We start from the raw sequence: 26,331 nt of genomic DNA on the forward strand, positions 1-26,331 counted from the left end.
GAGGTTTTCATGGAATTCCTGGAACCGGCCCTGGCCGGATTCGGAGTCGTCTTCCAGCCGGCGAATCTGCTGTTCTGTCTGATCGGTGTCACCGTCGGCATGGCGGTCGGGGTGCTTCCCGGGCTCGGCCCGGCCGCATCGATCGCCGTCCTGCTGCCGATCACCTACGCGCTCGAGCCCGAGAGCGCCATCATCCTGCTCGCCGGAATCTTCTACGGTGCCCAGTACGGCGGGACGATCACCTCGGTCCTGCTGCGGCTGCCCGGCGAATCCTCGACCGTCGTCACCGCGATCGACGGTTACCAGATGGCCAGGAAGGGCCGCGCGGGTGCGGCCCTGGGAATCTCCGCGGTCGGCTCCTTCATCGGCGGAACGGTCGCTATCCTGGCGCTGACCTTCGTCGCACCGCTCGTCGCCTCCTTCGCCCTTGCCTTCGGACCGGCGGAGTACACGCTGCTCGCGGTCCTCGGCATCCTGCTGGTCTCAGCGCTGGGCGAGGGGTCGGTCCGCAAGGCGGGCGTCTCCGCTGCGATCGGGCTGCTCCTGGCGACCATCGGGCGTGACCCGCTCACGGGCGTGGACCGCTTCACCTTCGGGTCGAACAACATGGCCGACGGCATCGACTTCGTGATCATCGCGATGGGGATCTTCGGCGTGGGGGAGATCCTCTACAACATGACGCTGCGCAGCGGGCCCAGCCCTTCGACGCCGTCATTCAAGCGCGCACTGCCCTCGCGGGAGGACATGCGCGAATCCGGCGGGGCGATCGCTCGCGGCTCAGTCCTCGGGTTCATCCTCGGCGTCCTGCCCGGAGGTGGAGCGGCCGTGTCCTCGCTGGTCGCCTACGCCACCGAGAAGCGGATCTCCCGCAACCCGGAGCAATTCGGCAAGGGCGACATCAAGGGCGTGGCGGGTCCGGAGACCGCCAACAACGCAGCGGCCACATCGTCCTTCATTCCGCTGCTGTCGCTGGGCATCCCGGCCAACGCGACGATGGCTGTCATGCTCGGTGCGCTGCTGCTGCAGGGGATCACTCCCGGACCCACGCTCATCACCGATGAGCCTGCAGTGTTCTGGGGCGTCATCAATTCGATGTACATCGGAAATCTGTTCCTGCTGCTGCTCGCCATTCCGCTCATCGGCGTGTTCATCAAGCTTCTCAAGGTGCGCGAGTCGATTCTCTACCCCCTGACGCTGCTGATCACGATGATCGGGGTCTACACCGTCCGGACGAATGTGTTCGACATGTTCCTGATCCTCGTGTTCGGCGTGCTGGGGTTCCTCATGAAGAAGCTCGGGCTGCCGCAGGGTCCGCTCGTCCTGGCCTTCATCCTCGGTGCCCTGATCGAAACGAACTTCCGTCAGTCGATGATCCTCTCCGACGGAAGCTTCGACATCTTCATCGGAAGCCCCATCGCGATCACCCTCAGCGCAGTCATCGTCATCGTGCTGGTGCTCGCGCCGGCAGTCAGCTGGCTGCTGGCTCGCCGCAGCAAGGGCACCCGTGCTGAGAGGAAGGACACCCCTGCGGAGAAGAAGGGTGTCCAGGCGGAGAAGGACACCGTTGCGGAGAAGCCGGAGAGCGCTCACTCCCAGAAACCAGTCCACGTGAATGGAACGAACGAAGGACAGAGATGAGAACAGTCGTCGGCTACGTACCCAACGACCGCGGCCGAGCCGCGTTTGCCCAGGGTCTGGACCTGGCAACCCAGTTGGGGGACACCCTGGTCGTCATGAATGTCAGCAACCGGACTTCCCTGGTCGACCCCAAGCTCGCCTCGGACGACGAGCTCAGCTCGCTCTCCGCGGACGCGGAGGCGGCGAACGTCCCGTTCGAGACCGTTCGACGCACTGACATCGACGGCCTCGACGCGCTGCTGGAGGAATCCGAGTCGCCCGACACCCGCATGCTCGTGATCGGCATCCGCCAACGATCCAGCGTTGGCAAGCTCATTATGGGCAGCACTGCGCAGCAAGTGCTGCTGCAGGCGCAGTGCCCGGTTCTGGCGGTGAAGGCATGACGATGTCTCAGCGCACAGACACTGTCAGGGCGGACGTCACATCCCTGACCGCACGCGCTGCGGCGTGCCTGCAGCAGGCCGGCAGCGAGGCGGACGAGGCGCGACTTGTGGCCGAATCGCTCATCGAGGCCGACAGGCGCGGCATCTACTCGCATGGGCTCATCCGCCTGCCGATCTACGCCGAGGCGGCAGTCGCCGGCGGAATTGTCGTCAACGCTCCGATGGAGTGGACCCGGGAGACGGGCGCGACGGCTGTGCTCGACGCTCAGTGCGGCTTCGGCCAGACCGCGATGGCCCGGGCGCTTGAAAAGGCGCGCGAACTCGTCGACCGGTTCGGCACTGCATGCGTGGCCGTCAACAACAGCTCCCACTACGGCGCCGGCGCGATCTGGACCGACCAGCTCGCGGCGGCCGGATTGGTCTCGCTCCTGTGCTCGACCACCGGCCCCCTGGTAGCCCCGTACGGTGCGCGCGAACGAGTCTTCGGCTCCAATCCCCTGTCCGTGTCCGTCCCGACCCCCGGCGCACCGGTCACCGTCGACATGGCGACCAGTGCCGCCGCGTTCGGCAAGATCAAAGAGGCCTACGCGGCGGGCCAGTCGATCCCCGAGGACTGGGCCCTCGACAGCGCAGGTCACGCGACGACAGACGCTGCCGCCGCAATGACCGGTGCTCTGATGCCGTTCGGCGGGCACAAGGGATCGGGCATCGCCGTTGTCGTCGAACTCCTGGCCGGTGCGGTGGCCGGAGGACGATTCGCCTCGGAAACCACCGACCTGTGGACCGACCGGTCGGCGAACACGCGAACGGGACACCTGCTGTGGGTGCTCGACCCAGTCAAGCTGCTCGGCGACGACTCCGGGATTGCCCGGGCGGGAGAGCTCCAGGATCGAATTCGCTCCAGCGCGCCGGCCGCCGGGTTCGAACGCGTCCAAGCCCCCGGCGACCCGGAGCGTGCTCACCTGCGAGCCGGCACCGTTGAGGTCGACATTCCGAGTCACATTCTCGCCGGGTTGGACAAGCTCGAGGCCGACCTCGGCGTCAGTCCCTGAGAGTGCGGTGGTCGTGCGGTGGCGAGGTCCTCCGGAGCAGCTGAAAGTGAACCTGCGGCCCGCCGGCAGGATCTGGTCGTTGGATACGATGACTCGGTGTCCTCCATCGACTTCACCTTCGAACAGCTCCGGTGCTTCGTCGCGGTGGCCGAGGAGTTGAATTTCGGTCGGGCGGCCAATCGGCTGTCCATGACCCAGCCGCCGCTCAGTCGCCAGATTCAGCGACTGGAGAAGACGCTGGGCGTCGAGCTCCTCATCCGCGATCGGCGCACCGTGCAGCTGACACCGTCGGGAGAGACCTTCCTCGCGGACTGCTACGCAACCCTGGCGATGGTCCGGACCTCGGTGGAGCGCCTGCACACCCTCGACGATGAGTATGCCGGTACGATCCGCTCCGGTTTCACCGGTGTCGGCACGTATCGGGTGCTGCCGGACCTGATGCGCGCGGTCGCCACGGAGCTTCCGAAAGTCAAGCTCGAAGTCGCAGAGCGCGTCTCCCCGATCCAGACCGAGCTGATCCGGCAGGGAACCCTCGACATCGGCTACATCCGCCCCCAGGAACTGCCCGAAGGGGTGGAGCATCGCGTGATGAGCGATGAGCCGCTCGTCGCGGTCATGGCCGAGGACCACCCGCTGGCCTGCGCGCAGGGTCCGCTGACGCCCGAGGTGATCGCCCGGACCCCGGTGATTCGCTACGAAGAGGAAGGCGCCCCGTACCTTTCGCGTGTCTTCGACGGTGTGTTCGACCAGTTCCGGCCCGAAGTCAATGTCGAGATCTCGCAGGCGATGTCCGGGGCGGCGCTGGCAGCTGCGGGATTCGGCTGCGTGCTGGCCCCGGTCTCCGTGCTCAAGCTCGGCTTCGAAGGCTTGGTCGCCCGTCGGGTGCGGCTGCCTGAGGAACATTCGACTCTGCCGTTGTGGACCATCTTCTCGTCCCGCCGCGCCGGTCCGCTGATGTTCAAGCTTCTGGAGATCTCCGATCGGGTCGCCAGACACGTCGACGACGAGAATCGAGAGCTCATCGAACACGTCCGATGAGAAGTCATGGGATTTGATATTTGGTATACTGAATCGCAGATCCGCACCAGATGCGGCCGCGACGTGCCAGCGATGCGAGGAGCAAAGATGCCCCAGATGCAGACAACCCAAGACCCGACCGGCAGGAAGCAGGTCTCCCAGGAGGCGCTCGATGCGCTGCGCCGAACCAGCACCGCGACATTGTCGACGCAGCTGTTCAAGCGCGGCCTGCGCAATGTCTTCCTCCATGGGATCACCGCGTACAACGACTACGGCACCAGAATGGTGGGCGAGGCGTTCACGATGCGCTGCATTCCGTCGCGCGAGGACTTGGATCCCCTGTCGGTCTTCGAGGACTACGATCACCCGCAACGTGCAGGCGTGGAGAGCGTCGGGCAGGGACAGGTGCTGGTCATCGATGCCCGGCGCCAGACCCAGGCGGCCTCGCTCGGTCACATTCTCGCCACGCGCTTGAAGATGCGCGGGGCAGCCGGCATCGTCACCGATGGTGCGATCCGCGACTCGGGCGACTTCGCATCGCTCGACCTGCCGACCTTCACCGCCGGCTCCTCCCCGGTGACCAACCTCCTCCAGCACCATGTCGTGGAGTCGCAGGTGCCGATCGGCTGCGCCGAGGTGGCTGTCTACCCTGGCGACTACATCGTCGGAGATGCCGACGGCGTGGTGTGCATTCCCCGGCATCTAGTCGAGGAGGTCGCCCGCGACGGCGCCGAGCAGGAACGGCTCGAGGATTTCATCCTCGGCAAGATCGAATCGGGACGGGCACTGCGCAACACATATCCCGCGAGCCCCGAATTGCTCGCAGAGTACGAGAACCAGTGAAAGCAGGACGGTTGCAGCCTCCGGTGACGGAGCGCGAGCGGCCTCGGCAGGAGCAGGAGTACGACATGGCAGATCCGAAGACCTTCGACAACTACATCAACGGTCGATGGGTGTCAGCCCAGGACTACACCGACAACATCAATCCCTCTGACACCTCCGACATCGTCGGCTGCTACGCGGCCGGTTCTGCAAGTGACGTCGCGAAGGCAGTCGAGGCTGCGCGTGCCGCGCAGCCGAAGTGGGCGGACGCCGGGGTGCAGACCCGATTCCAGGTCCTGAGCGCGGCCGCGCGACTCATCGAAGAGCGTGCCGGAGAGCTCGGCGACTTGCTCGCGCGTGAGGAGGGAAAGCCGCTCGGCGAGGCAACAGCAGAAGTGAAGCGCGCTGCCCAGCTCTTCCACTTCTTCGCCGGTGAGGCCGTTCGCAACACGGGTGAGATCACCGAATCCGTTCGCCCTGGACTCGTCGTCGAGACGACCCGCGAACCCATGGGCGTCGTCGGAATCATCACGCCGTGGAACTTCCCGATCGCAATCCCGGCATGGAAGATCGCACCTGCGCTGGCCTTCGGCAACGCGGTGGTCTTCAAGCCGGCAGCGCTGACGCCCGGCTGCGCCTGGGAGCTCGTGAACATCCTGGCCGAGGCCGGTTTGCCTGCCGGAGTGCTCAACCTCGTCATGGGTTCGGGTTCGACGGTGGGCAACGCGATCACCTCTGCTCCCATCGATGCGCTGAGCTTCACGGGATCCGCGCAGGTGGGACGCGGAATCGCAACGACCTGTGCAGAGAACGGAATCAAGGTGCAGTGCGAGATGGGCGGGAAGAACCCGCTGGTCGTGCTCGAAGACGCGGACATCGACCAGGCGGTGGAGCACGCGATCAACGGTGCGTACTACTCCACCGGTCAGCGTTGCACCGCGTCATCGCGACTCGTCGTCGTCGCTGACGTCCACGACGAGTTTGTCGAGAAGATGAAGGCCCGGATGGCCGACCTGGCCGTCGGTGACGCCCGAGCGGCGGGCACTGTCATCGGACCGGCGGTCAGCGCCCAGGAGCTGGAGGGCAACCTGGAGTACGTCGAAATCGCGCGCGGCGAAGGCGGCGAGGTGTTCGGCGGTGAGAAGGTCTCGGTGGACGCCGACGGCTTCTACATGACGCCGGCCCTCATCACCGGCACGACCAACGCCATGCGGATCAACCGCGAAGAGGTCTTCGGCCCGGTCGCCTCGGTGATCAAGGTTGCCGACTACGAGGAGGCCCTGCAGGTCGCCAATGACACCGATTACGGACTGACCTCCGGTATCTGCACCACGAACCTGACGAAGGCGAACGACTTCAAGCGCCGCTCCCAGGCGGGCATGGTGATGGTGAACGCACCGACGGCCGGCGTGGACCCACATGTGTCCTTCGGCGGTCGCAAGGCGTCGAGCTATGGGCCCAGGGAACAGGGAGCCGCCGCCCGCGAGTTCTACACCCAGTACAAGACGTCGTACACGAACGCCGGATAGCCGGCGGCGCTGGGTGGCTGGCGGCTCCGGATAGCCGGGAGCACAGAACTGGCTCCGACCTCACGAGGTCGGAGCCAGTGTCGTGTTCGAGCAGTATGCCCGGGCCCAGGAGTGAGGGCCGCGGGATCAGCTGCTGCCGGTACTGTCGTCGGCCGCAGCCAGATGCTCGCGCGCGCTGGTGATCGATCGCCGGATGTGCGCTTCGAGGAGAGAACCGGCTTCATCCTGGTTCCCACTCAGTGCCGTGCGGAGGATCTCCCGGTGCTCGTCGTGCTCGAGATCGGCGCTTCCCCAGTTCTGCCAGACCACAGTGGCGGTTGCCAGCGCGGTGAGATCCTGCAGCCCGTCGAGGGAGCGGACAATCAGCGGATTGCTGCACGAGGCGTACAGCGCCCGGTGGAACGCACGGTTGGCCAGTGCCGCCTCGGCGCCGTTGTCCTCCGCCCGAGCGCGAGTGGCGCGGTCGAGGGCTTCTTCGGCCAGGCGAACGCTGTCCTCGGTGAGATCAGCCTTCCGCACTGCCCACGGTTCCAGCAGCGCGCGTTCCTCGTAGATGTGCACGACGTCCTCGAACGTCAGGGAGGCGACCGTCATGCGACGATTCGCCGCAGAGGTGACCAGACCCGACTGCTGGAGCATGATCAGGGCCTCCCGCACCGGCGTCTTGGACACACCGAGATCCTCGGCAATGCGGCGCTCGACAAGCGTGTCGCCCGGACGCATGCGCTGCGAAAGGATGGCCTCACGGATCGCGGCGGCGACGACTTCGGAACGGCTTTGAACCTTTGGCAGCGGATCAAGGATGGTGCTCGACTCCGTCACGGCGCTTCCCCTTTCGGTCCCGGTGGTCCTGTCGGTCGTCACCCGCTCAGTCGCGGCGCAGCAGCATACGCGGATTTTGGTGTACCAAGTATCGCACGGGCACAGTTCATGAGGCGGCGCGCTCGTGCGCATGGACGAGAGTGGGAACATCGGCGCGCAGCACGTCCGCGAACAGCTGCGGGTCCTCGATCACCTCTTCGGCCGTGTGATAGCGGAAGCCGAATGCCGTCGCATAGGATTCGAAATCCGGGTTGACCAGGTCAGTGCCGCTGACTCGTCCCGGGAACTCCCGCTCCTGGTGATTCCGGATCGTGCCCAGCCGGCCGTTGTCGACGACCACCACGACGATTCCTGCACCGCACCTCTTTGCGGTCGCCAGCTCCTGACCGTTCATGAGGAAATCACCGTCGCCGGAGAATGCGATGACTGCGGCATTGGGACGAGCAAGCTTCGCGGCGACGGCCGCGGGCACTCCGAAGCCCATCGAGCCATTGCGAGTGCCGAGCGCTCCTCTGTGGCAGGTTGCAGGCAGGAGAGTCTGCGGAACGCCGGTGAAGCTTCCGGCGCCGTACGTGATGATCGTATCCGCCGGCAGGACGTCCCGGATTGCGCCGGCCAGCAGTGCAGAGGTCCTGTAGGCCGCCAGCCGCTCCCCGGGCGCCGCGGCCGCGGCGGCGTCGGTGGATTGCTCATAGGCGGCGCGCCCGCGTCGCAGCCATTCCGACCGCGCCGTCCCTCGCGCGGCCGCCGGCGGGTTGCCGGACAGCGCGCAGCACAGGGCGTCAGGAGAGATATCGACGAGCAGATCGAGGCGTCCGCAGTGGAACGGCAGGAGCTCTGGCGGCCCGACCACGACGGTCGGCCGATCGAAGGCAGGACTGAGATGGTCGCTGTTGATGTCCGAGCGTACGCACCCGAGGTAGACGAGGAGGTCCGCTTCCGCCGCCCATTCGGTGACGTTCCATCCCTTGCCGACGCCGAGTGCGCCGACAAAGCAGTCCGAGGAATTGTCCACCTGGCCATAGGTCCGGAAATCAGCGACCAGAGGCACCTGGTGGGCACTCGCAAACGTCGTCAGCCGGCGGGACCCCTCCTCGTCGATCCCATCGCCGACCACAATCAGAGGACGCTTCGCCTCGGAGACAAGCCGTTCCACGGCATCGACTTCCGGGCGGGCCGCGGCCATCGCCGCTTCCCCCATGACTGCGCTCAGCATTGATGAGGTCTGCTCGATGGCAGGAAAGTTCCGCTCGATAGCTGGCCAGCTCCGCTCGGGCACCTCGGCGATGAGGACGTCTTCCGGCAGCCCGATGATCACCGGTCCGGGCCGACCCGCACGGGCGGTCGCGAGAGCGGTATCGACTGCGGCTGTCGCGTGGCGCGGTTCATCGATGACGACCACCGACTTCGCCGTCGCATTGAACCACTGCTGGAACTCGAACTCCTGGAACGCGCGGGCACCGCGGGAGGACAGCGGCGGGAGGCCGACCAGCACCACCATCGCCACGCCCTCCTCGTATGCGCAGTGGATGCCGATCATCGCGTTGGCTGGTCCGGGGCCGCGGGTGACCAGCAGGAGCCCGGGCACTCCCGTCAGGCGGCCCTCGGCCATCGCCATGTAGGCGGCCCCGCCCTCCTGCCGGCAGGTGATGGTTGAGATGTCGGACGAATAGAGAGCGTCGAGCACCGCGAGATAGCTCTCTCCGGGGACGCAGTAGCCGCGGGTGATGCCATGGCGTTCGAGCAGGTCCACGATGGTGGTCGCAACGGTTGAGGACATCTGGTCTCCTAGTGCTTCAGTCCGGCGATCACGGCGCTGGTTGACGGGGATCGAGGGCGCCCCGATCGTCGAACGCGAGGACGGGGACGGGACGGCGACTGCGGTGTCGCGTGACGCGGGCACGCCTGCTCCTTCGCCGGTGCGTGACTCAGTACTTGCGCTTGAGGTCTATCTGCGCTTCCAGGGGCTCGCCCGCCGCGAAGCGACGCAGGTTCTCCCCGGCATGAGCAGCGAAGTGCGGTTCCATATTGCGCAGAGGATTGGCCACATGCGGAGTGATGAGGACATTCGGCAGCACCCAGAGCGGGTGATTGTCGGGCAACGGCTCTGGTTCTGTCACGTCGAGAGCCGCGCCGCCCAGCCCGCCGGACTGCAGGGCAGCGACGAGGGCGTCGGTGTCCACCAGATCTCCGCGGGCGATGTTGACGAGGAACCCGTCAGGACCGAGCTGGGCCAGCTGTCCGGCGCCGATCAGGTGGCGCGTCTGCTCCGTCGAGGCGCCGGCGATGATCGCGTCATCGGCCAGCCCGAGCGCTTCGTCGAGGTTCTCCGACGTCAGAGTCCGGATCGCCCCTTCAACATCCCGGCCGGATCTGTTGACCGCGACCACCTCGGCGCCGAACGCAGTCAGCAGCGGGATGCAGGCTCGGCCGATGGACCCGGCACCGACAATAGCGATGCGGCGACCTCGAAGTGAGGCGACCCGCTTCCAGTTCTCCTGTTTCGTCCATGTCGTCTGCCGGGCGAACAGCGGGAATTGTCGGAGACAGGCGATGAGCTGCCCCACGGCATGCTCGGCGACATCCAGGGAGTACGCGCCCACCGCGGAAGTCCATTGGCGGCGCTCATCGACCGTGCCGGCCGTGATCCATTGCTGAACCCCGGCTGACTTGAGCTGCACCCAGCGGATTCCCTCCGGAAGCGACGATGGGAACCCGGCCGGGGACGATTCGGTCCAGATGAGCGCCTGGGCCTTGGAGAGATCGGTGATCACGGCGCCGGCGTCCTTGATGACGGCAGTCAATGGTTCAGTGGTCTTGGGCAGGACGGCAACTTTCACAGGTTCCGGCATTGCAGCTCCTCGTTCGACTCCGGGCAGTGGCCACGTCGTCGTGAGGTGGCCCGGAGATTGTCTTCAAAAGATATCGTATACCAAGCCCTAGGCTCAGTAAGTGCCCGCGCGGCGCACAAGGAGGCTCGTCGCGTCACGAGATCGGGAGCACAGTAAGCGGGAAGAGTTCACAAAGAACGGAAGGACCCAGGCTGAGAGCTGAACGCCGGGGTCGAGGAGTCCGGCGTGATCGGCACCGGAATCGCCGAACGCACAGCGGAGATTGGAGCCAAGTGGGCCGCTGCGTCCGAGGAGCTCGGCTGCGCGGACGAGGGCGGCTTCGAGGACGTGGACGACTGGTTCAGCCCGGATGAAACACCGCCGGCTCTGCAATGAACCCTCGATAGTCGTATCAGCAGAACCGGCGGCGAGTATGGAAGAGGGAGCGGCGATCGCTTCCTCAGTCGGGCAGATCTCTTTCGTTCGACGGGTCCTTGCGAGATTCTCGAATCTGTCGGAGAACGCCGAGATGGTAATCGGGTCTCTCGAACTCTCCGAGGCTCACTCGGGTATTCGACTGATAGATCTTCGTCTGCCCTTCGATGAGCTTCTCGAACAGGACCTCGTTGAGGTGTTCCCTGTCGCGGACGTTGATCTTGATCAGCAGGTCGTGCGCCCCTGTGGTGAGGATGACCTTCTCCACCTCGTCGATCTCCGACAGCTGCCGCGACTGCTCCCGGTGTTCTGGTCCGAGTTCACAGGAGATCTCGGCAAAGACCGTCATGGAATAGCCGAGCTTGGCCAGGTTGATCTTCGTCGTGTAGCCCTCGATCACACCCGCTTCCTCGAGCTGGGCGATCCTGTCGGCGATCGCCGGCGGGGACAGGCCGATGTCCTTGGCGAGAGACCTCTGAGATCGCCGGGGATCCTGCACGAGAAGCTCCAGGATTTGGAGATCGATGTCATCGATCTCCTTGCGTGCCGAGCGATGCGCCCCAGCGTCGGGCCTGCGGGTGTTCACTGCCATCCCCTATGTGTCCATCACGATGACCGAGCGCGCGCCCTCCGACCTGCCCATCCTGGCGAAGCCGTCTGCGAGCTCGTCGAGCCCGAGTCTATGCGAGATCATGGGTTCCAGATCGAGCTGGCCGGCGACAATGCGGTCGACCATCGCGGGAATGTCCCGCTCCGGATCGCTTGAGCCGAACACGGACGAGCGCAGCGTGCGATTGAAGTGGAAGATCTCCATTGCGCTCAGGGAGAGCTCATCGTCCTTGCGCCCGACTCCGACCACCGTGCAGGCGCCGCCTCGCCGAGTGGCCTTCCACGCAGTCTTCATAGTCGTCGACAGTCCGACGCATTCGAACGCATGATCAGCGCCTCTCCCGTCGGTGAGAGCACGAACCTCCTTCGGCAGGCTGCCGGTGGAGATCACGAAATCGGTCGCACCCATCGCCATGGCGAAACCACGCTTCGCGTCCGACACATCCGCGGCGATGATCTTCGAGGCCCCTGCCAGTCGCGCGCCGGCAATGGCGGAGAGCCCGATCCCGCCGAGACCGACGACGAGAACGGTTTCATCCGCTTTGACCTGTGCGGTGTTGACAGCTGCGCCGACCCCCGTCAGCACGGCGCAGCCGAGCAGAGCCGCGTGACTCGGATCCATCCCGTCCGGAATGGGAACCACCGCATGGGCTGGAAGCACGACTTCCTCGGCGAATGCCCCGACTCCGAGAGCCTGATGGACCGTCCTGCCGTCCGCGGTCTTGGTGTAGGGCGCAGAGGTGCCAACCCTCTCGACGGTCGAGCACAACCAGGGCTCCCCATTCGCACAGAACCAGCACTCGCGACACGGCGGAGCCCAGTTGAGCACGACCGGGTCTCCCACCTTCAAGCCGGTGACATACTCTCCCGCCTCCGCGATGCGGCCGGAAGCCTCATGCCCCAGCACCACCGGAAGCTCCGACACGACGGTGCCGTTGATGAAGGACAGGTCGGAATGGCACACCCCTGCAGCCGCCACTCGGACCCGCACATCGTTCGGCCCCACCTCGGGAAGCTCGAGATCGAGGATCGAGAGCGGAGCCCCGACCTCTTCGAGAACTGCCATCTTGACCATGACTTGCCTTTCTGTTCGAGCAGTAATAATGCTCTGACGCTGCTGATCGGAGGAGAGCGGAGAATCTCAGCCGGGGAGCGCGACGTATTGAGCAGCCGCGTCCTGGACCATCTCGGACAGGGTCGGATGAGGGTGGATGGTGAACGACAGATCGTCCGGAGTGGCCGCCATCTCGATGGCGAGGGTCATCTCCCCGACGAGTTCGGACACATGCGGACCGACCAGGACTGCGCCGACGACGGCATTGGTGGCTCGGTCGACCACGAGCTCGACAGCTCCCTCAGTGCTCTCCATCGTGGCGGCCCGTCCCGAGGCGCCGAACGGCAATCGAAGAACAGCGGTCTCCATTCCGGACGCCTCGGCTGCGGCCGCGTCGAGGCCGACAACCGCGATCTCGGGATCGCTGAAGACAACGAGCGGAATGGCGGTGGAGACGAGCGCGGCAGGTTGACCGCAGAGGGCTCGAGCAGCGACCTTGGCCTCGGCGATCGCCTTATGGGCAAGAGCCGGCCCTGCCACCGCATCGCCGACGGCGGCGATATGGCTGCTTGCGCGGAAGCCTGCGTCCACAGGGATGAGTCCCTGCTCGTCCACCCTGATCCCGGCTGCCGCCAGGCCCAGGTGCTTCGTCGCGGGGCGCCGGCCGACTGCCACGAGGACGGCATCAGCGGGGAGAGTCCGCGAGGCGCCATCGGGACCGACCACTTCGATCCCCTCGTCGCCCACACCCTGTGCCGCATGCCCGGTGAGGATCTCGATGCCCAGCTTCCGCGCGCGGCGCACCACGTGCTTCACCGCGGAGGGCGGCATCCCGGGCAGGATCGTGTCCATCGCCTCGACGACGACCACCAAGCTCCCGAGTTTCTGTGCTGCTGTTCCGATCTCCATGCCGATGTATCCGCCGCCGACCACCACCAAATGCTGAGGCAGCTCTTCGAGATCGAGGATTCCGGCGGCGTCGAACACCTTCGCGCCATCGAAGGGCAGTGACGGAACCTGCACGGCCGTGGACCCGACAGCAATGACGGCGTCTTCGAACTCGACATGCTGAGGTGGGCTGTCGCCGCCGATCTCGATCACTCCGCGGTTGGCACCCGTGAACGAGAAAGTGCCGCCGATGACGTTGACGCCACCGGATCGAAGCTTGCCGTGGACGCCCTTCGACAGTCGCGTCACAATGTCGTTCTTCCACGCCTGGAACTTCGGCATGTCCACGCAGGCGGCTTGGAATCCGAGCGCGGATCCTGCGAATTCGAGCGCTCGGGAGCGCAGCTCTGCGGTCTCGATGAGAGCCTTGCTCGGGATGCACCCCTCGAGCAGGCAGGTGCCTCCCACGCCCTCCGCTCCGGCTCGATCGACGATCGTCACGCTCCGGCCGAGGGCGGCAGCTTCGAGGGCTGCAGTGTAGCCGCCCGGTCCTGCGCCGATGACGAGGAAATCGAGCCCCTCGGGCATCTCGCCGACGACCATCAGAACTCCTCCGCCATCATCCGCACCGGGTCTTCCAGCAGCGTGGTGAGCAGTGCCAGGAACTGTCCCATGTCCGCACCATCGATCAGCCGGTGGTCGGCCGACACGGCAAGCGGCAGGATCGGGCGCACTGCCGGAACCCCATCGACGGGTACGACGCGATCTGCGATCCTGCCGAATCCCGCGATCGCAGATTCGGGCGGGCGGATGATCGGCGTGCCCAGCCATCCGCCGTATGATCCGAAGTTCGTGATCGTGAAGGTGCCCCCCGACATCTCCTGGCTGGTGATCGACCGCTCCCTCGCCTTGTCGGCCAGCTCCTGGGCAGCACGGGAGATCTGCACCAGGGACATCGACTCGGAGTCCTTGAGCACGGGTACGAACAGGCCCGCATCAGTGGACACCGCCAGTCCGATGCCGCGCGAGCCGAAGTAGGTGATCTGCTCGTTGCCCATGTCGAGAGAGGCGTTGAACTTGGGGCAGCGCGCGAGCGCGATGGACACCGCGCGGACCAGGAACGGCAGATAGGTGATCTTCTCCGCCCGTCCCGTCGACTGGAGATGTTCGTTGACTGCTGCGCGAGCTGCAACCAGTTTGGTCGCGTCGACCTCGCGGAAGTCGGTGATGTGCGGGACCTGCTGCCACGACTCCACCATGTTCTTCGCGATCTGCCTGCGCAGACCGCGGAGCGGCACCACCTCGTCCTCTCGACTCGCAGCAGCCACCCGAGGCGCCGCGGGAGCGGGTTCGGCAGGCGCCGGGCTCTCCGCTGTGCTGGTCTCGCCGCGGGCGGCGCTTTCGACGTCTTCCTTGGTGACGCGACCGGCGGGACCCGACCCGGGCACGGTCTGCAGGTCGACGCCGAGCTCCAGCGCGAGCTTGCGAGTGGCCGGTGAAGCGAGGACCCGTTGTGGACGGTCGTCCCCAGAAGCAGAGGCAGGGGCAGCCGCGGGCGCCTGCTCCGCCTCGGGCTTCTCGCCCTGGCCTGCCGGACCAGCGTTCGCGGCACCCCCGCCTGCAGGTCCGCCGTGGTCGCTGTCCGCTCTCGCACCGGGCGCTCCGTCGGTCAGCGCGATCTCGACGAAGGTGGCTCCGACTTCGATGATGTCACCCGGGTCACCGGCGAGTGACGTGATCGTGCCCGTCACCGGCGAGGGCACCTCGACGACCGACTTGTCGGTCTCCACCTCGGCGAGGACCTGGTCGGGGACGACGGGGGATCCGACCTCGACCTTCCACGAGATGATCTCCGCCTCGTCGAGTCCTTCGCCGACGTCCGGCAGCCGATATGCGAACGTGCTGCTCATCGAGTATTCACCGCCTTCAGGGCTGCGGCGACCACACGGTCGACCTGGGGGAGGAACGTCTCCTCGATGCCGATGTTCGGATACGGCACGTCCGGGGCGGCGACTCGGGCGACAGGTGCTTCGAGGGAGAAGAAGGCCTCCTCCTGGATGGTGGACACCACCTCTGCGCCGAAGCCTGACGTCAGCGGGGCCTCGTGGACGACCACGGCGCGTCCGGTGCCGGCGACTGCGTCGCGGATCCCATCGACGTCCAGGGGGACCAGTGTCCGCAGATCGACAACCTGGGCGGAGACCCCCTGCTCTGCGAGCCTGTCAGCGGCCTTTTCGGCGAGCTGCACGGCCGCGCTCCATGCGAAGAGGGTCACGTCCGTCCCCTCACGCGCGACTCGCAGCTCGCCGAAGGGAATCGCGTAGTCGTCGTCGGGCACCTCGCCCTTGACCAGCCGGTAACCCTTCAGCGGTTCGCAGAACAGCACTGGATCCTCGCCTCGGACGGCCGTGGTCAGGAGTCCCTTCGCCTCCGCGGGTGTGGAGGGCATGACCACCCGAAGCCCGGGCACGTTGGTGAACTGGGATTCGATCGCATCGGAGTGCAATTCCGGTGCTCGCACTCCGCCTCCGAAGGGCGCCCGGATTGTGACGGGGGTCGCGTACCGGCCCTGTGAGCGGTACCGGAACCGCGCCAGCTGCGGCACGATCTGGTGATAGGCCTGCTGGGTGAAGCCGAGGAACTGGATCTCCGCGATGGGATTCATTCCCGACAGTGAGAGGCCGATCGCCGATCCGACGATCGACGCTTCCGCCAGGGGCATGTCGACGATCCGGTGCTCGCCGAACTCCGCCTGCAGGCCTTCGGTGGCACGGAAGACGCCTCCGAGCTTTCCGACGTCCTGTCCGAGCACCATGACCTTGTCGTCACGGAGCATCTCCTGGCGGATCGTCGAGCGGATAGCCTCGATCATGGTCATCACCGTCATCGGTCTGCACCTTTCAGAATGTCGTCGCGCTGTCTGCACAGCCGGGGATCCATCTGCGAGTACACGTGTTGGAACAGTGACTCGGCCGGAGGCGGGCCGACTTCGTCGAGTGCCTCCACGGCGCGATCCACCTCGGCGCGGTTGCGCGCTTCGATGTCGGCGACAGCGTCATCCGTGATGGCGCCCTGCTGCTTGAGGTAGGAGATGACGCGCGGGATCGGGTCGAGTTCCTCCCAGGTGAGCTTCTCCTCGGTGTCGACATACTTCGTGGGGTCATCCGCCGTGTTGTGAGCGCCGAGTCGGTAGGTCTGAGTCTCGATCAGGGTCGGGCCGCCACCGCTCTGTGCCCGATCCACCGCTTCGGCCGCCGCCTGGTGCACCGCGAACAGATCGTTGCCGTCGACGAGAATCGACGGAACACCGTATCCGGGTCCGCGAGCCGCGAAGGACTCTGCAGCAGTCTGCTTGGAGCGCGGTGTGGAGATCGCCCAGCCGTTGTTCTGCAGGACGAACACGACCGGGGCCTTCATCACGCCGGCCAGGTTGAGCGCCTCGTGGAAGTCGCCCTCGGAGGAACCGCCGTCGCCGATGAACGTCATGACGACGCCGGGATCGTTCTGCAGCTTCAGCCCCCATGCCAAGCCAACGGCGTGCGGAAGCTGAGCCGCCAGCCCGATCTGCGGCGGCAGCACCTTCACGCCCTCGGGGATTCGGCCGGCAATCGAATTGCCTTTCCAGTAGGACAGGAAGCCCTCAATGGTCACGCCATGCCGAAGAAGCGCCGGCAGCTCGCGGTACTGGGGGACGATCCAATCCCTTGCGGGGTCCAGGGCCAAGCAACTGCCGATGACGGAGGCCTCTTGTCCACGGACGGCGGAGTACGTGCCCATGCGCCCTTGGCGCTGGAGGCTGAATGCTCTTTCGTCGACGTGCTTCGAGAGCAGCATCCGTTCGAGTGCCTCGACCGTCTGTTCGATGTCGAGGGTGGGGCACTGACCGTCAAGCAGCTTGCCGTGGGGGTCGAGTATTTCTCTGCGTTTCATTGATTACTGCTCCCTTGCAGACGAAGAAGGTGGGGTGTTGTGGCAGCGGGACGAAGACGTGAGGTGGACTTGGCGCGCACTGCTCGTCAGCCGCGGATCAGGTTGGGCAGCCAGGTCACCAGCTCGGGGAAGGTGAAGAGGATGAGAACGATCACGATCTCCATGGGGATGAACCAGATGATTCCCCTGAACGCGTCCTCCAACGTCACCCCCTTGGTGCCGGCGAGCACGAACACATTCATCCCGACCGGGGGAGTGATGAGACCGAGCTCGACGAGCTTGATCATGAGGATTCCGAACCAGATGCCGTCGAAGCCCAACCCTGTGACCACCGGGTAGGCAAGCGGCACCACGATGAGCAGGATGGACAGCGAATCTAGGAACATGCCCAGAGGAATCATGAGCGCCAACAGCAGCAGGACCACGAGGTGCGGTGGCGGATCGAGGCCGATCACCCACGCTGCGAACTCTCGGGGAGCCCCGGCACTCACGAGGAAGAAGGTGAAGATGCTCGCCCCGATGAGGATCGCGAAGATGAAGCTCGACACGGAGGCCGCTTCGGCGAAGGAGTCCCGGATCGTCCGGAGCAGTTCTCGTCTTCCCAGCTTGAAACCGTCAAGCAGCAGCATGATGAGGGCTACGGTTGCACCGATCGCAGCGGATTCGGTGGCGGTCAGGATTCCGGTGTAGATGCCGCCGATCACCACTGTGAAGAGGATGGCGATCTTGAACGCCCCTGCATAGCCCTTGCGCTTCTGGGCCAGCTGATCGAAGAGCTGGTCATCGGCGTCGAGTTGATGCTCGTTGTCGGTTCCGGCCGAGGTGGCGGGATCTCCGGGTGCCGTCCCTCGGGATGAGCCTGCGGCGGCACCTACCATCGCCGGGACACGCGCGGCTCGCTGTTCTCTTGGTGGCAGTCCGACGAGTTCCGGCTTGAGCATTGCCCGTCCGATGATGAGGATGCCGAAGACAATGACAGTGATGATGCCCGGGATGATGCCGGCCGTCAGCATCCTGCCCACTGATTCTCCGGTCAGCAGGGCATAGACCACCAGGACGATGCTCGGCGGAATCAGGAAGCTCAGGGTGCCGCCGGCCGCGACTACTCCGGCGGCGAAAGAGGTGCTGTATCCGTACTTCTGCATCTGCCCGATGGACATACGCCCGATAGTGGCAGTGGTGGCCACGCTCGACCCCGACACCGCCCCGAACGCTGCACATGCGAAGAGTGAAGCCAGTGCCAGGCCGCCGGGAAAGCGATGGAGCAGCCTGTGACCAAGGACGAATACGTCCTCAGCGATCCGGGCTTTCTCCGCCAGCACACCCATCAGCACGAACATCGGGATGATGACCAGTGTCACCTTCGCGGTCGACTGGTAGGGAAGGTTTCCGAGAGTCGAGGCTGCGATGTCGGAGCCGGAGAGTACGAACAGGCCGAGCGAACCGGATGTCGCCAGTGCGAAGGCGACGGGGATGCCAGTGGCCAAGAGGGCCAGCAGGATGAGGACTGCTCCCGCTATCACTATGAGGACGATTGGTTCCATGGTCACAGCCCCTGTGGCGGTTGAAGTTCGAGCTCGGCCTCGGTCTCCGGGTCGCCCGAAGCGGTGGAGTCACCGGCGACGACCCGTCCCATGGTCACCAGGCACTCGAGAATCAGCGCGAGCAGACCGAGGGGAATCGCCAGTTTCGCGGGCCACACGGGCACCTTGATGATTCCGTACCGGAACTCGTTGACGGCGATCGAGTGCATAGCGGTGCCGACGGTCTCGAAGGTCATCCAGACCAGAATGACGATGCCGATCGTCAGTCCGGTGACCTGCACGATCTTGGCTGCCCTCGGCTTGAGCCTCATGAGGACGAGATCGACGCCCACGTGGGCGCCGGTCCTCATGGCGTAGGCCAGGCCGAAGTACACTGCGACGACGAGGAACACCTCGCTGAACTCAGCGGTGCCAGGAATCGATGAACCGGTGAAGAACCGCTTGATAACGTCGGCTGTCGTCATGATCATGATGACGGCGATCACGCTGGCGGCCAGAACCGCGAGAGTCAGTGATACGGACTTGGAAACTCTGTCGAGAGTCTGCATGTTCTCTCCCTCTGGAGAATTCGCTGCGCTGGGGCGACCCGTTGGGCTCAACCCGCCTGTTCGATGCAGGGGCGGACGGACAGGTCCTTCTCGGACTCCGCCTCGTACTTCTCAATGCCCGCCTGCAGCGCTTCGAGGAAGTTGTCGACGTCGCCTTCTTCGACTCCGGCCTTCACGGCCTCCGACTTCCAGGACTCGATGAGCGAGTCGCCGACCGTGTCCTTGAACTTCTTGATCTCGTCGTCAGGCAGAGCCGCAGGCGTGCCGCCGGCTTCGAGGAACGTTCCGCAGAGGCTCTCGAGATCATCGGCGACCATCTGAGCCGCTGAATCCGCGAACGTGCGCGAATTCTCGTCCAGCGCCGTGCGCTGCTCGTCGGTCAAAGCGTCCCAGTCACCCTTGTTCATCAAGATCGCGCCGACGCTGTAGACCCCGGTTCCGGGATCGATGGCCACCGGGGCGACTTCGTGGAGGCTGTTGGAGACCGCGATATCGAACGGGTAGGACGTGTATCCGTCGATGACTCCCTGCTCCATGGACTGGTAGATCTCACCGGCCGGCATCGACACCGGGTTTGCGCCGACCTCGGACATCGCGTTGGACAGCAGTCCGACCGACCGGATCTTCTTCCCCTTGAAGTCGTCGAGGCTGTTCATCTCGTCCTTGGCGCCGAGGATGGTGGTCGCCACTGGCACGAAGGTGATGAGTTCGACCCCGGCCTTCTCGTATTCGGCCTTGAGCTGCTCGCTGTTGTCGTATACCTCGTTGAGTGCAGTGGTGTGAGCCCACGGGTCCTGGGACATGAACGGAACACTGGCCACGTTCGTCAGCGGAAGCTCGCCGGGGTAGTAGAAGGGGTTGATGATGCCCATGTTGGCTCGACCGTCGGCGATGCCGGGCAGGATGTCGGATGCACCGAGCAGTGATTCCTGATGGAAGACTTCGACCTGAGCGATTTCCTGCTCCTCGATGAAGTCTGCGACTTCCACGACGGCGCGGCTGAACGAATTCTGCTCGGGCATGTAATTCGCGCCCTGCCACGCTGCGAGTTCCCCCTCCGCGGCACCGCTGACGCCTCCGCACGCGGTCAGGGACAATGCCAGGCCCGCTGCGGCGGCTGCTCCGACGGCTGTTCTTACTCGATTGCTCATGAAAATCTCCTTTGATCTCCAGAATTCGGCTGGAACGAGCGCTCCGGCCAGCGGGCCAGGCTAATCGCTCATTGACAAGCGAAAAGCGTCTCACACGCGTCATATGCATCTCGTTCTCGTTCGAAAGTAGTCAAATGTAGACTCAGAGTCAAGAAGCACTTGGCAAACTACAATTCGGTTTGCGGACAGATGGGCGTACTCCGACGTCGTACGGACAAGGGGGCCAACTTCTCTGGTTGCTCGTCTATTGACGTCCCAGTTCATGTGCCTTTCAGGGGCGGCCTCGGGTGCTGGGAAGAGTGGTCGGCGGACGGAGATCAGCGGGGATTGCAGTAGCCGTACCAACATTTATGGCCGTAAATGTTGGTATCATTGGGGACATGCCAACGCTGAGCTCGGACGGCGGTTCGCCCATCCCGGTCGAAGCCGTCTCCTGGGAGTCCTACTCGTGGGAACCGCGGTTCCCACAGGTGTACTTCCGCGCCGAGGTGAAGCGGCAGACCGGACCCTACGAGGCCTCGGTTCCGCCATCGATCGCGATGCAGGAGTTCATGATCTCCGCCTCCGACATCGCCGATGTCGAGGATGCGACGCGGGCGCTCGTCGCGTTCGATTCCCACGCACGCGCAACTCTGGGAGCGGGCAGCGCCGCTTTGAGCCCGATGTCGGCGATTCTTCTGCGCACCGAGAGCGCCTCGAGTTCACAGATCGAGCGGTTGACAACGAGTGCGCGGCAGCTGGCACTCGCCGAGATCGAGGCGGGCGCGACTGCGAACGCGAACACCGTTCTCGGAAACGTCCGCGCCATGGAAGCAGCCGTGAGGCTGTCCGATGACATCAGCGTCCACTCTGTGCTGGCGATGCACCGCGAGCTGATGCGCTCTCAACACGGCATGAAAGGCGAGGCCGGTCGGTTCCGGAACGAACAGGTGTGGATCGGGCCGGGAGATGCTGGGCCGCGCACCGCCGACTTCGTCCCGCCGCACCACGAGCGAGTCGAAACCGGAGTCACCGATGTACTCGAGTTCGCTCGGAGAGACGATCTGCCGGTCCTCGTCCAAGTCGCAGTCGCTCACGCCCAGTTCGAGACGATGCATCCGTTCTCGGACGGCAACGGCCGGACGGGTCGTGCGTTGGCACAGTCGATGATCCGAAACAAGGGCTTGGTCACCAGCGGCACGGTCCCGATCTCCGCCGGTCTGCTGGTGAGTACCGATCGATATTTCTCCGCGCTGGGCGACTACCGCAATGGGGATGGAGGGCCGATCATCCGGCGCTTTGCGGAAGCTGCACGCGTCGCGGCCGTCACCGGAAAGAAACTCGTCAACGAGCTCTTCTCCGCGCTCGCCGATTCGAACGAGCTGCTCCACGGCATACGCTCAGACGCCACTGCCCGGAAGCTGCTTCCGCATCTCATCGCCCAACCCGTCATCAATACGAACTACCTGGTGTCGGTGCTCGGCGTCGGAGAGATGGCGGCGCTGCGAGCTCTGGACACGCTGACCGACCGTGGTGTCCTCGTGGAGAAGACCGGTCGCCTGCGCGACCGCGTCTGGGAGCACCCCGGCATCCTGGATGTGCTCGATGACTACGCCGAGGCAATCCGACGAATGGCTCGCTGATCCTCCGGGAAAGCGCCGAGGCGCCCGCCGGCAGGAGCCGGCGGACGCCTCGGCGGACAGCAGCCGGGAGCAGAGGGCGCCTCGGCGACTGATGGAGCGTCACCGTTCGATCGGCGAATCCTCGTGCAATACCCCGCCGTCGCTAGCAGATCCATCAGCCGCAGCCCGGGCATCGATTGCAGCCGAGGCTTCCGTCGAATCCACCGCCGCCGAACCAGCCGCGGCCCGATCAGCCTTCGCCGCGTCCTTCGCGAAGATCCCGTCATTCTCACCGCGGAAGAAGTTCGTGGTGTAGATCAGGGCGCACAGCAGGATGCCCGCGACGAAGCCCCAGGTCGCGCCGCTGGTGGCCAGGATCGCGCCGGTGACGCCGGCGATGCCGAGGTCGGTCTTGGAGGTGGCCTCCATGATGCCGACCCGGATCGACACGAAGCCCTGGATCAGCAGCGTCAGCGCGAGCGCCACGCCGAGGACCGGCTCCATGAGGGACACGATCGGCAGCAGCCACAGGCCGGTGTTCGTTCCCCAGCAGAAGGATCCCGCGCCGGAGAAGATCGACTGCATGGCCTTGGGGCCCTTCTTGTACCGCTCCGAGGTGGTCACGTGCATCGCGGCCCAGAGCGGGCCGCACATCGCGGTGTCCGGTCCGAAGATGCTCATGATCGCGTTGCGCCCGCCGAAGATCAGGTGCGCGCGGTTCTCGTTGTACTGGACGTTCTCGTCCTTGCGGACCTCGTTCGCCTCGTCGAGCACCGCCCGGGCCTGCAGGACGTCGCCGAAGACGACGATGTAGGCCGCGAGCACGGTCGGGATCGCGGTGAGGAACATTATGAGCGGCGGGAAGCCCAGCCCGAACACCGTGTACTCGGCGAACAATGTCGCGAAGTCCGGGGTGCTGATGCCCCACTCGATCTTGGGCCACGGGGCCTCGCCGAAGATCGGCGCGACGATCACTGCGGCGAGCATCGCCGGCAGGATGCCCAGGCTGCCGATGAACGCGAGCGTGCGGTTCTTCAGCTGCCACGCCTGGAACTGCTTGGAGTACAGCAGGAAGAAGGCCAGTCCCACACAGATGGTGATCGTCCACGGGAACGATTCGAAGCGGCCGCCGGCGGCGAAGATCCCCTGCACGGCGGCGATGCCGGCACCCATCACGATGCCGGCCCGCAGCGCGTTCGGGATCACTCTGACGACCTTGCTCGCCAGGCCCGTCGCCCCCAGGAAGATGGCGAACACTCCGAGCATCAGCTGGAACGCCACCAGCGCGTGCACGCGCTCCTCCACGGGGAAGTCCTGGAGATAGAGCGCCAGCAGCGGGATGGCCGGGGTGATCCAGCCGGGGATCACCGGATCGCCCAGCAGGTGGTGGAACAGGTAGAGGATCCCGTTGAGGATGACGATCGCCAGCGCCGCCTCGAACGGCATGCCCAGCAGCTCCATCATCAGCGGGATCGCCGACAGGTCAACCGCACACATGATCAGGCCCTGCGTGTAGTCCTGCCACTCCAGGCGGTAGTGGTAGAAGGGAAGGCGGACCTCGAACGGGCCCGCCTTCCACGGCTTCGCGTATGTCCGGGCCACCCTCAGATCTCCTCGTCGCCGAACACGATGACCTGGCGCACGGCCTTGCCGTCGGCGAGCTCGTCCATCGCCTGGTTGATCTCGTTGAGGCGGATCCGGCGGGTGATCAGCCGGTCGACCGGCAGCCGCCCGGCCCGCCACCAGTCGGCGAACTTCGGATGTCGCGCGAGGGGACGGCCGATCCCAGGTAGGACCCGATGATCGTGCGCGCCTCACCCGTGATGACCTGGGGCGAGATCTCCGACTTCGCCTTCGGGTCGGGCAGGCCGACGGTGACGGTCCGGCCGCCGGGCTTGGTCGCCTCGAACGCGGTCTCGAAGGCGCGCGGATGACCCGCGCACTCGATCGCGTGGTCGGCCTTGATGCCCTGCTCGGCCACCTGCTGCGGGGTGTAGACCGCCGAGGCGCCCAGCTCCCGGGCGAGCTCGAGCTTCTCTTCCAGCGCGTCGACGGCGATGACCTCGCCCTTGCCCTCCGCGACCGCGGAGATCAGGGCGGACATGCCGACGCCGCCCAGGCCGACGACCATGACGGATTCCCCGTCGGCCGGCTGGACCGCGTTGAGCAGGGCGCCACCGCCGGTGAGCACGGCGCAGCCGAGCACGGCGGCGACCTCGGGCGGGACGTCGTTGCCGACCGGCACCAGCGAGGCACGGTCGACGACCGCGTAGGTCGCGAACCCGGAGACGCCGAGGTGGTGCTTGACGTTCTCGCCATCGCGGGTCAGGTGCTCCGAGCCGTGGAGCAGCGTGCCGGCGGTGTTCGACTCGGTGCCGCGGGTGCAGGGGAGGCGGCCGTCGGTGGCGCACGCCGCGCACTCTCCGCAGCGGGGGAGGAAGGTCATGGTGACCCGCTGGCCTTCCTCGAGGTCCTCGACCTGGTCGCCCCAGCTGACGACTACTCCCGCGGCCTCGTGGCCCAGGAGCATGGGGACGGGACGGGGACGGTTGCCGTCGACCACGGACAGGTCGGAGTGGCATACGCCCGCGGCCTCGATGCGGACGAGGACCTCGGTGGGGCCGGGTGCGCTGAGCTCGAGCTCGCTGATGGTGATGGGCTGCGAGTCGGCGTAGGGCCGCTCGCGGCCGATCTCTTCCAGGACTGCGCCGGTGATGCGCACGATTCCTCCTCAGTTGTATTCGGAGGCACCGCGCGTGTCTTGGCTTGCCCGCAGGAAGACGGTCGACTCGGCCACGGGGTCGGGTCGTTGTCAGCAGGTGTACGGCGGTGCCGTCCGGTCGCCAATGATCGCGCGGCCAGTCTAGGTCATACGAATTCGACTGATCCGTTGAAGTGATCAATGCCTCTACTACTGCTGTCTGTTCTGCCGGAACTCAGCTACTCCCGAGTAGTTCTGGAATCGGCGTGTTCACCCTGTTGACGCTGATCACGCAACGGATTAAAGTCCCACTCAAGCGATCACTCGTTTTTAGTTAACGAAGGCACCACCGCTGTCGCCTTCAATTCGGGCCTCTTTCGGAGGTCCGGTTCCCGTCTCAGTCCCTCGCCCCGTCCGGGCGAAAACCTTGGGCCAGCAGTCGGCCCGAAAGGAACGGCAATGGATTTCCGCATTCCGGAGAAGCTCCAGAATCTCCTCAACGATCTCGACGCCTTCATCGAGCGGGAGATCCGCCCGCTCGAGCAGCAGGACGACAACATCCGGTTCTTCGACCACCGCCGTGAGTGGGCGCGCACCGACTGGGACAACGGCGGAGTGCCGCACCCGGACTGGGAGGCGCTGCTGAGCGAGGCCAAGCGCCGGGCCGACAAGGCCGGCTTCTACCGTGCCCAGCTGCCGGAGCACCTCGGCGGGATGGGGCTGGGCAACCTCGACATGGCCGTCATCCGCGACCACTTCGCCTCCCAGGGGCTGGGCCTGCACAACGACCTGCAGAACGAGCACTCCGTGGTGGGCAACAACGTCGGCCTGATGCTGCTGATGAACTACGGCTCCGACGCTCAGATCGCGGAGTGGAAGGAGAAGGTGGGCGCGGGAGAGGCGCACTTCGGCTTCGGCATCACCGAACCCAACCACGGCTCGGACGCCACCCACATGGACACCAAGGCCACCAAGACCGACACCGGCTGGGTGATCAACGGCGAGAAGATGTGGAACTCCGGCGTCCACACCGCCGACTGCGACATCGTCTTCGCGCGCACTCACGGTGAGGCCGGCGACGCCGAGGGCATCACCGCGTTCCTCGTGCCGATGGACGCCCCCGGGGTTGAGGTGCTGGAGTACGTGTGGACTTTCAACATGCCCACCGATCACGCCCATGTCCGGTTCAGCAACGTCGAGGTCGACGAGTCCCACGTGTTCGGCGAGTTCGGTCGCGGGCTGGCGATCGTGCAGCACTTCTTCAACGAGAACCGGATCCGGCAGGCGGCCTCCAGCCTGGGTGCGGCCCAGTACTGCATCGATCAGTCCGTGCAGTACGCCAAGGAGCGCAAGCCCTTCGGCAAGCCACTGGCCGTCAATCAGGGCATCCAGTTCCCGCTGGTCGACCTGCAGGCACGCGCGTCGATGCTGCGCTCCTTCGTCCGGGAGACGGCGTGGCTGATGGACCAGGACGGCGCGTTCTCCGTGTCCGATCGGGTGTCGATGGCCAACTACCAGGGCAACCGGCTGGCCTGCGACGCCGCGGACCAGGCGATGCAGGTCCACGGCGGGATGGGCTACTCGCGGAAGAAGCCGTTCGAGCACATCTACCGCCACCACCGCCGCTACCGCATCACCGAAGGATCGGATGAGATCCAGATGCGCCGCGTGGCCGGCTACATGTTCGGCTTCATGAGCCAGCGCGCCCCCAAGGGCGTGAGCTCCGCAAGCTACAAGACCCAGAGCCAGGCTGTCTCTCAGGGACAGGCCTGATCC

22 protein-coding genes and 1 pseudogene are annotated in these 26,331 nt (G+C 65.5%); 9 read left to right on the top strand and 14 right to left on the bottom strand.

The features are described from left to right. Positions 1 to 9 precede the first annotated feature (9 nt). From LXN01_RS11585 to LXN01_RS11610, 6 genes are all read left to right on the top strand, one after another. Positions 10 to 1,638: a tripartite tricarboxylate transporter permease gene (locus LXN01_RS11585; RefSeq protein ID WP_236865319.1), complete on the top strand. Its 1,629-nt coding sequence runs from the start codon at positions 10 to 12 to the stop codon at positions 1,636 to 1,638. Further along, positions 1,635 to 2,021 carry a universal stress protein gene (locus tag LXN01_RS11590; RefSeq protein ID WP_236865321.1) on the top strand — a complete coding sequence of 129 codons (387 nt, stop codon included), beginning with the start codon at positions 1,635 to 1,637 and terminating at the stop codon, positions 2,019 to 2,021. Before LXN01_RS11585 ends, LXN01_RS11590 begins: the two co-directional genes overlap by 4 nt. Positions 2,022 to 2,023: 2 nt before the next feature. Further along, positions 2,024 to 3,073, top strand: coding sequence for an Ldh family oxidoreductase (locus LXN01_RS11595; RefSeq protein WP_236865322.1), 1,050 nt, complete (start codon positions 2,024 to 2,026; stop codon positions 3,071 to 3,073). Positions 3,074 to 3,169: 96 nt separating this feature from the next. After that, positions 3,170 to 4,111, top strand: coding sequence for a LysR family transcriptional regulator (locus tag LXN01_RS11600; RefSeq protein ID WP_236865324.1), 942 nt, complete (start codon positions 3,170 to 3,172; stop codon positions 4,109 to 4,111). 87 nt (positions 4,112 to 4,198) lie between these two features. Beyond that, positions 4,199 to 4,933: a ribonuclease activity regulator RraA gene (locus LXN01_RS11605; protein ID WP_236865325.1), complete on the top strand. Its 735-nt coding sequence runs from the start codon at positions 4,199 to 4,201 to the stop codon at positions 4,931 to 4,933. Positions 4,934 to 4,998: 65 nt separating this feature from the next. Continuing rightward, positions 4,999 to 6,441: an aldehyde dehydrogenase family protein gene (locus LXN01_RS11610; RefSeq protein ID WP_236865327.1), complete on the top strand. Its 1,443-nt coding sequence runs from the start codon at positions 4,999 to 5,001 to the stop codon at positions 6,439 to 6,441. Positions 6,442 to 6,567: 126 nt separating this feature from the next. On the opposite strand, the gene LXN01_RS11615 is transcribed toward LXN01_RS11610, so the two are convergent. The 3 genes from LXN01_RS11615 to LXN01_RS11625 all read right to left on the bottom strand — a co-directional run bounded on the left by LXN01_RS11615 (position 6,568) and on the right by LXN01_RS11625 (position 10,115). Further along, entirely contained in the window at positions 6,568 to 7,263 is a 696-nt protein-coding gene (locus LXN01_RS11615) for a GntR family transcriptional regulator (RefSeq protein WP_236865329.1), read from the bottom strand. 106 nt (positions 7,264 to 7,369) lie between these two features. Further along, positions 7,370 to 9,043, bottom strand: coding sequence for a thiamine pyrophosphate-dependent enzyme (locus LXN01_RS11620; protein ID WP_236865330.1), 1,674 nt, complete (start codon positions 9,041 to 9,043; stop codon positions 7,370 to 7,372). 148 nt (positions 9,044 to 9,191) lie between these two features. Further along, positions 9,192 to 10,115, bottom strand: coding sequence for a D-isomer specific 2-hydroxyacid dehydrogenase family protein (locus LXN01_RS11625; RefSeq protein WP_236865331.1), 924 nt, complete (start codon positions 10,113 to 10,115; stop codon positions 9,192 to 9,194). 225 nt (positions 10,116 to 10,340) lie between these two features. Between LXN01_RS11625 and LXN01_RS11630 the strand changes: the two genes are divergently transcribed. Continuing rightward, on the top strand, positions 10,341 to 10,490 hold the full coding sequence (locus LXN01_RS11630; protein ID WP_236865332.1) for a hypothetical protein: 150 nt from the start codon (positions 10,341 to 10,343) through the stop codon (positions 10,488 to 10,490). A 64-nt stretch (positions 10,491 to 10,554) separates the two neighbouring features. On the opposite strand, the gene LXN01_RS11635 is transcribed toward LXN01_RS11630, so the two are convergent. The 9 genes from LXN01_RS11635 to dctP all read right to left on the bottom strand — a co-directional run bounded on the left by LXN01_RS11635 (position 10,555) and on the right by dctP (position 20,253). Then, positions 10,555 to 11,121 carry an Lrp/AsnC family transcriptional regulator gene (locus tag LXN01_RS11635; RefSeq protein ID WP_236865333.1) on the bottom strand — a complete coding sequence of 189 codons (567 nt, stop codon included), beginning with the start codon at positions 11,119 to 11,121 and terminating at the stop codon, positions 10,555 to 10,557. A 3-nt stretch (positions 11,122 to 11,124) separates the two neighbouring features. Beyond that, the gene (locus tag LXN01_RS11640; RefSeq protein ID WP_236865334.1) at positions 11,125 to 12,213 is read right to left on the bottom strand and encodes a Zn-dependent alcohol dehydrogenase; all 1,089 of its coding nucleotides are present in this window, start codon (positions 12,211 to 12,213) and stop codon (positions 11,125 to 11,127) included. A 66-nt stretch (positions 12,214 to 12,279) separates the two neighbouring features. Continuing rightward, the gene (gene lpdA / locus LXN01_RS11645; RefSeq protein WP_236865336.1) at positions 12,280 to 13,683 is read right to left on the bottom strand and encodes a dihydrolipoyl dehydrogenase; all 1,404 of its coding nucleotides are present in this window, start codon (positions 13,681 to 13,683) and stop codon (positions 12,280 to 12,282) included. After that, positions 13,683 to 14,990, bottom strand: a complete 1,308-nt coding sequence (locus LXN01_RS11650) for a dihydrolipoamide acetyltransferase family protein (protein ID WP_236865338.1) — start codon at positions 14,988 to 14,990, stop codon at positions 13,683 to 13,685. The genes lpdA and LXN01_RS11650 overlap by 1 nt, the downstream gene beginning before the upstream one ends. Next, positions 14,987 to 15,967 carry an alpha-ketoacid dehydrogenase subunit beta gene (locus LXN01_RS11655; RefSeq protein WP_236865343.1) on the bottom strand — a complete coding sequence of 327 codons (981 nt, stop codon included), beginning with the start codon at positions 15,965 to 15,967 and terminating at the stop codon, positions 14,987 to 14,989. Before LXN01_RS11655 ends, LXN01_RS11650 begins: the two co-directional genes overlap by 4 nt. Continuing rightward, a complete protein-coding gene (locus tag LXN01_RS11660) occupies positions 15,964 to 17,010 on the bottom strand; it encodes a thiamine pyrophosphate-dependent dehydrogenase E1 component subunit alpha (RefSeq protein ID WP_236865344.1) in 1,047 nt (348 codons plus the stop codon). The genes LXN01_RS11655 and LXN01_RS11660 overlap by 4 nt, the downstream gene beginning before the upstream one ends. An 86-nt stretch (positions 17,011 to 17,096) precedes the next feature. After that, a complete protein-coding gene (locus tag LXN01_RS11665) occupies positions 17,097 to 18,554 on the bottom strand; it encodes a TRAP transporter large permease (RefSeq protein WP_236865345.1) in 1,458 nt (485 codons plus the stop codon). A gap of 2 nt (positions 18,555 to 18,556) precedes the next feature. Next, positions 18,557 to 19,102, bottom strand: a complete 546-nt coding sequence (locus LXN01_RS11670; RefSeq protein WP_236865346.1) for a TRAP transporter small permease — start codon at positions 19,100 to 19,102, stop codon at positions 18,557 to 18,559. A gap of 47 nt (positions 19,103 to 19,149) precedes the next feature. Next, complete coding sequence (dctP, locus tag LXN01_RS11675; RefSeq protein WP_236865348.1) at positions 19,150 to 20,253, bottom strand: TRAP transporter substrate-binding protein DctP; 1,104 nt, start codon at positions 20,251 to 20,253, stop codon at positions 19,150 to 19,152. 380 nt (positions 20,254 to 20,633) lie between these two features. Between dctP and LXN01_RS11680 the strand changes: the two genes are divergently transcribed. Further along, on the top strand, positions 20,634 to 21,875 hold the full coding sequence (locus tag LXN01_RS11680; protein WP_236865353.1) for a Fic family protein: 1,242 nt from the start codon (positions 20,634 to 20,636) through the stop codon (positions 21,873 to 21,875). A gap of 99 nt (positions 21,876 to 21,974) precedes the next feature. Here LXN01_RS11680 and LXN01_RS11685 read toward each other — a convergent pair whose 3' ends face one another. Both LXN01_RS11685 and LXN01_RS11690 read right to left on the bottom strand, forming a co-directional pair. Then, a complete protein-coding gene (locus LXN01_RS11685; RefSeq protein ID WP_236865354.1) occupies positions 21,975 to 23,456 on the bottom strand; it encodes a permease family protein in 1,482 nt (493 codons plus the stop codon). 2 nt (positions 23,457 to 23,458) lie between these two features. Next, positions 23,459 to 24,576: pseudogene (locus LXN01_RS11690) on the bottom strand (alcohol dehydrogenase catalytic domain-containing protein). A 438-nt stretch (positions 24,577 to 25,014) separates the two neighbouring features. On the opposite strand from LXN01_RS11690, the gene LXN01_RS11695 reads away from it, so the two are divergent. Next, positions 25,015 to 26,328 (top strand): acyl-CoA dehydrogenase family protein, encoded by a 1,314-nt coding sequence (locus tag LXN01_RS11695; protein WP_236865355.1) that lies wholly within the window; start codon positions 25,015 to 25,017, stop codon positions 26,326 to 26,328. The last annotated feature ends 3 nt before the right edge of the window (positions 26,329 to 26,331 follow it).

The sequence above is a fragment of the Brevibacterium daeguense genome, from assembly GCF_021729135.1.
Taxonomy (GTDB): Bacteria; Actinomycetota; Actinomycetes; order Actinomycetales; family Brevibacteriaceae; genus Brevibacterium; species Brevibacterium daeguense.